The sequence below is a fragment of the Alkalicoccus daliensis genome, from assembly GCF_900103955.1.
GTDB classification, from domain to species: domain Bacteria; phylum Bacillota; class Bacilli; order Bacillales; family Salisediminibacteriaceae; genus Alkalicoccus; species Alkalicoccus daliensis.
The window spans coordinates 62,311-69,039 of sequence record NZ_FNIL01000015.1 but is presented as its reverse complement, the minus strand read 5'-3'; the positions used below and the strand labels follow the sequence as shown (position 1 = coordinate 69,039).

The following is a 6,729-nucleotide window of genomic DNA, read 5'->3' as shown; positions in this document are numbered from 1 at the left end:
CACTCGGATCAAGGCTGGCACTACCAACACAAAAAGTGGGTAAAAACCTTAAAGAAACATCGAATCTTTCAAAGTATGTCCAGAAAAGCAACCTGCGCAGATAATGCCATGATGGAGAATTTTTTCGGGATTCTCAAACAGGAGATGTATCACGGAGAAGACCTGGTTTCGTATGAAGAACTGAAACGAAAACTGGAGAGCTACATGGAGTACTATAATCATGAACGTGTAAAAGCAAAATTGGACGGATTGAGCCCCATCCAATATCGGAATCAAACCATCCAATCAGCTTCATAAGAAAACTCTAACTTTTAGGGGTCACTACCTTGCCGTGGGGCTTATCTTCAGCTATTTCTCCTGCCCCTGGGGCAAAAGAAAGGATCTTCAGACTGCGCTTGAATCCCACTGGCGTCACCGCCGGACGCTATGGAGAATCGGTTTTTATAGAAAAAAGATGCGTTTGTTCTGGAGACGCTGAAAAAACCCCATCGCCTTTTTTCTAAACTGTAGTCGCAGAAGATCGACTCCTCGGAGAATTATGAACGATTCGGAGATTCGCATGGACAAACAAGTTAGTTGGGGGAGATCCCTCCAGAACGCGTACCTTCGAAGACAAATCATAAAAGCGCATACATATACTGAAGAAGTATTTTTTCAATAGCCTGAAACGCTGTTAATTTTTTTACGCGTTACTACAGCAAAAAAGGTATACAGCGTACACGTGCTGAGGAATGCAAGAAGCCAGACTGTTTGAATACCTGTCAGTAAGAGGAGGTTAAATTGATAAAGCAGTATAAATATTGAGAGATATCCTAAAATGCACAAACAGGTATAAAAGGCTGCCTCTCCTCTCACCTGTTTCGCTATTTCTTTATTTTCCATGAAATGCGGATAAAAATAAGCAAGACAAAAACTCATTACTGCCATCGCTGCGACACTCAGCTCATGTCCTGCAAAGAATGCACCACCCAGGATGGATGCGGTGAAAAACAGCACGGTAAGTGCTGTAAAAACAGCTCCCGCAATGAAGAAAGACAGTTTTGCGTGTTTCGCTGAAATCTGCATCTTTTTCACTCCTTAGAGAATTGAGTCGTTATTGTAATCTGTACCCAGAGATTTCATCAGTTTAAAAAATAAAATTATCGTTGCGAAGCTTTCATTCATATCCTCCGGTGGGTTCCGGCAGCTCCTGATATTCCGGCCGCGGTTCGATAATTTCTGCCATCATTGAATCCATAAATGATTCCCAGGCGTTTGTGTTGGGGTTCTCACAGGAAGTATCCCAGCTTTCCTTGTACGTATCTCCAGCAGCGGTCATTTCCAAATCGTAGCTGTAATGAGGTTCTTTGCAGGAGGAACCGCCTTGGTTTTCTGCAACGTCAAGCACATTTGCCTCCCGCATTTCTGTATAAATGAATTCCCGTTCTTCTCCACTAAGCGGAAATTCTGTAGTGGCGGGACCTTCTGTAATCAAATCCTTCGTAAACGTTTCTTCTATTGTATTTAATTCGTTCGGCGGCTGCCTCATGCCGAATTGCAGAATGACTTCAAAGTCCTCCGGCATTTCTTCCGGCAGTTGATCGGTTTCTGTACTCTGCGCGCCGCAGGCTGTGATTATAATCATGCTGAACAAACAATAACATGAAATTTTCTCATTAGATCCTCCTCCAGAAATTTCTAATTATCCTCTAAAAATACCATATAATTGAAACTTTTAAAACTGCTCCTCCGTATAGTAATAAAGCCATTTAAAGAGAGGAGATTTCCAAGCAGACAGAACGCTGGCTGGATATAGCTACATAAAGCAGGCATTCTGATCCAGACACTGTAAAGATTTCATATTAACCACCAAACCAAGCTACTTACCAAGGGAGGATATCATGAAAAATTATGCTGAAACTGCAGTATGGGCTGTCGCTATAGGAATCATTCTTTTAGGAGGAGGACAGTTATATTTCTACTTTGAAAATATAGCCAGAACCTCCGGTGATATTCTGCCAAGAACGCTGTTTGTGATTTTATTTCCACTTTTCATAGGCATTCTTCTGCGCATACCCCGGCTGCTTCAGGAGAAAAGAGCTGACAGGCGCTGGAAAGTGCAGTGGGCAAAAATTCTGTTTATCGTTATTCCTGCGGCTTATGTGCCCGCAGCACTGCTTTTTGCATTTCTCCCGTTTGAGTTTACACTTCCGTTTACTTTTAGCTTTATTCGTTTATTTGAGACGAATATTCCTTCGCTCATCAGCCTTATCTGCGGCTATACGCTCGCTGGTAGTTTTATCAGCAGCAGAATTCCTAACAAATATTAAATTTTGCAAAAAAGGAGCCACCCCTAAGGGCAGCTCCTTTTTCATGTGCAGATATTTTAAAGCTTCATAAATGGATTTTGATGGACATCCTGCCACAAAGCAGAGTTCTCCAGGGCTGCCGCTAATTGAAACAGGAGATCTTCTCTTCCCCTTGCTCCCATAAACTGGACACCCACCGGCAGCCCTGCTGCCGTTTGATACAGTGGAACGCTCATCGCAGGCTGGCCTGTTAAATTTGCCAATTGCGTAAACGGCGTTCTTTCCAGACTCTGCTGAATCAGCTGATCGAGAATATCTGTTTTCAATAGAGCTTTTCCGGCATTCAGCCTGGAAACAATCTGCAGAAGCAGCTGCTCCTTTTTCTGTAAATGAAATTCTCCGATGCCTGCCTGGAGCTTTCCGGTTGCCGGTGTCAGGTACAGATCATACGTTTCGTGGAAAGCTTCCATTTGTATTGCAGCTTCATCCCAGGTCCGCAGCCGCAGCACAAATTCTTCTGCTGAAATTGCTCTGCCGAGTATACCGAGCAGCCAGGTTACAGGCTCGACATCAGACATTGTCACTTTTCTGCCGATCAGTGCTTCAATTTCTTTTAATCTTGCAGCTACTTCCCCGTAATAAAGTGTCATATAGCTTTTCGCGATGCTGTTTCCATCTACCGGAGCTGACCGCTCTTCAACCGAGTGCCCTGCGGCTTCCAGCCATTGGACCGTCTGCAGGACCGCCTGCCTGCATTCTTCATCCACTGCGGAACCGATCGGAGAATTGAGAGAAAAAGCAATTTTTAATGGTTTAATCCGCGGCTTTTTCATTATCTCCAGATAGCGGGATTTATGCGGCGGCGCACGGAAGGTTCCTGTTTTCTCTCTTACTTCCAGAATATCCAGAAACGCAGCGCTGTCCCGCACCGATTTCGTTAACACATGGTCTCCGGAAGCGCCCTGCCATGCCCGCCCGCGGACTGGCCCCACCGGCGTTCTGCCCCGCGTCGGCTTCATGCCGAATAAACCGCAGTACGCTGCTGGAATCCGGATTGAGCCGCCACCGTCGTTTGCACCGGCAACCGGCACCATCCCGGAGGCAACTGCTGCAGCGGAGCCGCCGCTTGATCCGCCCGGGGTTACGTGAATATTCCACGGGTTTCTTGTAGGTCCGTAAACGGCAGGCTCAGTAATACCCATCAGAGCAAATTCAGGCACATTCGTCACGCCAAAAATATTTACTCCAGCCTGCTTCAAACATTTCGTATAAGTCGCATCCTTTTCAGCTCTGTAATGCCGGAGAACTTTCGATCCTTCTGAAATAATTTCTCCTTCTATTTCCTGGTTTAAATTTTTTAGCAGCATCGGCACTCCTGGAAAGAGCCCTTCCTGTCTGCCTGTATCAGCCGACTGCACTGCTTTATCATAAAATTTATGTATCACGGCATTCAGCGCAGGATTCATTCCTTCAATTCTCGTAATTGCCTTCAGCGCCACTTCTTTTGAAGTGACTTCTTTGGAGCGGATCAGTTCTGCGAGGCCTGTTGCGTCATACTTCTCATAATGGAAATCCTTCATTGCATATCCTCCTGTTGTTTTCTGTTTTTTTCAGTCTAAGATGTCCTATGCTGCGTTAAAGTTCCATTTTTTGCATGGTTTGTTTTTAAATATAGCCTGATTAAAAAGGCTGTCTTCTGCCACGTCTGTTGATTAGCTGATATTATCTCGTGTTTCTTATCTAAAAACGAACGAAAGAGCTTCTTATCTGGAATGCGGTAAGACGCTTTGCTTCCGCCGGACGCTTTCCGGAGGGGACTTTCTCAGCTAGACTGCCTTTGGCAGCGCTGTTAATGTAAAATGCTGCTTCAAAAAAAGTTCGTATGCTGCCAGCTTTTTCTTTACATCCTCTATAAAAGACTGGTGCTGCCGGAACTCACTTCCTGATTCAAATGCGTAAATATGCTTCACCGTGCCTTTTCCTTTCTTGCAGCTAACGTTTTCTCCATAGATACAGCTTCAATTTGAATGCCGCCGGGCTTATGAATAATTTCCTCGTGAAAAAGTTCGTATCCCCACGTTTCGTATAGCGCAATGTTTTTTTGTGCACTTTTTCTGACTTTACAATACAGGTAGGTATTCTCTTCCTCCAGCGCAAGCTGTTCGAGCCTGTCCACCAGCTGTTTCGCGATCCCTCTTCCCTGTTTTTCAGGAAGTACGGAAAGTCTGGAAAAATACCAGCCTTCTTCCTCTGCACTAAACCTTACGACACCCACCGGCTTCTGATTTTCATAAGCAATCAGGGCGCGATGTCCATTGATCAGTGCCATAGTAATCTCTTCTATTGTTTCTTTCAGCGCACCAGAGGGCGGATTTTCGTGATTATACACCTGAAATGCCTGCCGCATCAGGTATTGAATAATTTCTGCGTCTTCCGGAGACGCTTCTTTTATGATCATAGGGACCCTCCTTATAAAGAAACAGGAATTTTTCTAAGTATAGCAAAAGTGCAGTCAAACAGAAAAGGTCTTCTTTTATATTAGTTCCTCTCCATTTTCCCGCATTAAGGCAGCTCCCTGACGATGATAAATATACATAACGACTTCATTTACAAGAAAATATATTGCCCCTGCCACCATTCCAATGATGGAAATATAATTCAGCAAGCCTTCGCTGAAGATTAAATTGTCCACCAGAAGAAAGTAAGGAATGCCAAATAAAAATCCAAAACTGATATGGTACAAGAAAGAGAAAAATTTTGAAAAACGTTTGTGATATTTCCCGCTTAAAAATTCCGAGAGTTTAGAAGCTGCTATGCCATAGGAATATATAACAGGACTGGTGTACAGCGCATAAATTAACACGTTTGCAAAATAAGCACCCGGCTCATCAAAGAGAGGAAGAATAACCGGCATGCAGACTGCAGTGAGAATAGACGCAAATAAAGCTGCCATTACTTTTGGAAATCTCATTTAGATATTCCTCCATTCAGGTTCTCTATTAAAACATTGTATTTTTTGTTAGTGATATCTGCTGATTAATATAAACTTATTATACAATTTCCAGTTTCATAATTGTTATTTTTTTACACTCCCAATTAAAACGCTCTATACTGCTTTTGTTTCTTCCACCGGGATATCCTGAAAATACTCTTTCTTGGAAGCAGGCATACAGAAGAAACTTAACACTGCAGCAAAAAATAGCATGACGAACGCTCCAGCTATGACTGCATTTTGAATTGATACTGCCTGTGCAAGAAAACCGATGAGCAGGGTCGTGAATATAACAAATACCGCCTGAATCAGCTCATAGATACTGCTGATCCTTCCCATTTCCTCGACAGGAATATTGTTCTGATAAAACGTAAGAAATCCAGTGTGAATAAAGGCTGTGAAAAAGGAGAGAAAAAAGAAGCCAGCTGCTGCCATGAAAAATGTGTGCGAGAATGCATAAAGCAGGTACCCGGAGGAAACAAAAACCGCACCGAGCCCGATCAGAGCAGATACAGTCAGCTTTTTTACCAGTAAGGTGTTCAAAATGGCCCCTGCAATTATCCCGGCACCTGCAATACTCACTAAGAAACCGTAATCACTATCTGATAATAAGAGCACTTCCTTCGCAAAAGCAGCTTCCAGAGAATCAACTGCTTCCGTCATAATAATCACAGATGTAAACAGGAAATAAACCAGCATGATATACAAGTGTTTTCTGCTGAAATTCATCACCATGAAAAAATCTTTCTTCAACATGGCTGAAGAGATTTTCTCCTTACCCAAATCATTTTTAAGATTTTTTTCCAAATCCGGCATGAACAAAGTGATCATCCCGGAGAAAAAGAAGGCACATGCATTGAAAGTAATCGCAAATTCCGGGGAACCGACCATAAACAGCAGTCCTGCAAGCGCTGGCCCTAAAAGAAAAGCTCCGGAATCAATCAAGCTGCGGAAGGAATTAAATTTTCTGCGTTCCTTCACGGGGATCAACTTTGTGATATATACCATTGAAGCCGGACCAAACACTGCGCCTGCCATATTGATAAAAAATACTATCATGTAAACGAGCCACAATGAATGTTCAAGCAGCCACGGAATCTGAAAAATTAAGATTGCCCGAAAGATGTCTAGAAAAATCATACAGTTCCGTTTATTCAGCCGGTCAACCACACTCCCCGCCCATAAATTTGTAGCTAGCGCAGCGACAGGAAGCAAAATGTAAAGCACCGCGACAGCAAGCGGCGATCCTGTCAGATTGAAAATAATTAAATTTAAAGCAATTAAGTACATCCATGCTCCCAGATTGGAGATCCCTATTCCCAGCAGCAAAATGGATGGGTATTTCCACTTTTTAAACAAATTTTTTGCTTTCATTCTCCTCACTCCTCCTCAGCTTATAAACAAAAAAATCCCATCCCCGAGACGAATGTCTCAGGGACGAGATTTTAT

9 protein-coding genes and 1 other annotated feature (1 of these 10 only partly in view) are annotated in these 6,729 nt (G+C 43.3%); of the genes, 2 read left to right on the top strand and 7 right to left on the bottom strand.

Annotated elements, in window-relative coordinates:
- Positions 1–297 (top strand): IS3 family transposase (locus tag BLP92_RS16325; RefSeq protein ID WP_139148916.1); only part of this gene is annotated, 297 nt, incomplete at its 5' end.
- A gap of 357 nt (positions 298–654) precedes the next feature.
- On the opposite strand, the gene BLP92_RS16320 is transcribed toward BLP92_RS16325, so the two are convergent.
- Entirely contained in the window at positions 655–1,065 is a 411-nt protein-coding gene (locus BLP92_RS16320) for a hypothetical protein (RefSeq protein WP_090844022.1), read from the bottom strand.
- 91 nt (positions 1,066–1,156) lie between these two features.
- Positions 1,157–1,624, bottom strand: a complete 468-nt coding sequence (locus BLP92_RS16315) for a hypothetical protein (RefSeq protein ID WP_139148972.1) — start codon at positions 1,622–1,624, stop codon at positions 1,157–1,159.
- A 256-nt stretch (positions 1,625–1,880) separates the two neighbouring features.
- Between BLP92_RS16315 and BLP92_RS16310 the strand changes: the two genes are divergently transcribed.
- Positions 1,881–2,309, top strand: a complete 429-nt coding sequence (locus BLP92_RS16310) for a hypothetical protein (RefSeq protein WP_090844020.1) — start codon at positions 1,881–1,883, stop codon at positions 2,307–2,309.
- A 56-nt stretch (positions 2,310–2,365) separates the two neighbouring features.
- Here the strand turns inward: BLP92_RS16310 and BLP92_RS16305 are convergent, their stop codons facing one another.
- The 5 genes from BLP92_RS16305 to BLP92_RS16290 form a co-directional block, all read right to left on the bottom strand.
- Positions 2,366–3,868, bottom strand: coding sequence for an amidase family protein (locus BLP92_RS16305; protein WP_090844019.1), 1,503 nt, complete (start codon positions 3,866–3,868; stop codon positions 2,366–2,368).
- Between the two features lie 246 nt (positions 3,869–4,114).
- Positions 4,115–4,258, bottom strand: a complete 144-nt coding sequence (locus BLP92_RS18115) for a hypothetical protein (RefSeq protein WP_175444333.1) — start codon at positions 4,256–4,258, stop codon at positions 4,115–4,117.
- Entirely contained in the window at positions 4,255–4,746 is a 492-nt protein-coding gene (locus BLP92_RS16300) for a GNAT family N-acetyltransferase (protein WP_090844018.1), read from the bottom strand. The genes BLP92_RS18115 and BLP92_RS16300 overlap by 4 nt, the downstream gene beginning before the upstream one ends.
- A gap of 75 nt (positions 4,747–4,821) precedes the next feature.
- Entirely contained in the window at positions 4,822–5,259 is a 438-nt protein-coding gene (locus BLP92_RS16295) for a hypothetical protein (protein ID WP_090844017.1), read from the bottom strand.
- A 135-nt stretch (positions 5,260–5,394) separates the two neighbouring features.
- Positions 5,395–6,654 carry an MFS transporter gene (locus BLP92_RS16290; RefSeq protein WP_090844016.1) on the bottom strand — a complete coding sequence of 420 codons (1,260 nt, stop codon included), beginning with the start codon at positions 6,652–6,654 and terminating at the stop codon, positions 5,395–5,397.
- A gap of 56 nt (positions 6,655–6,710) precedes the next feature.
- Positions 6,711–6,729: a binding site (T-box leader), on the bottom strand (it continues 238 nt past the right edge of the window).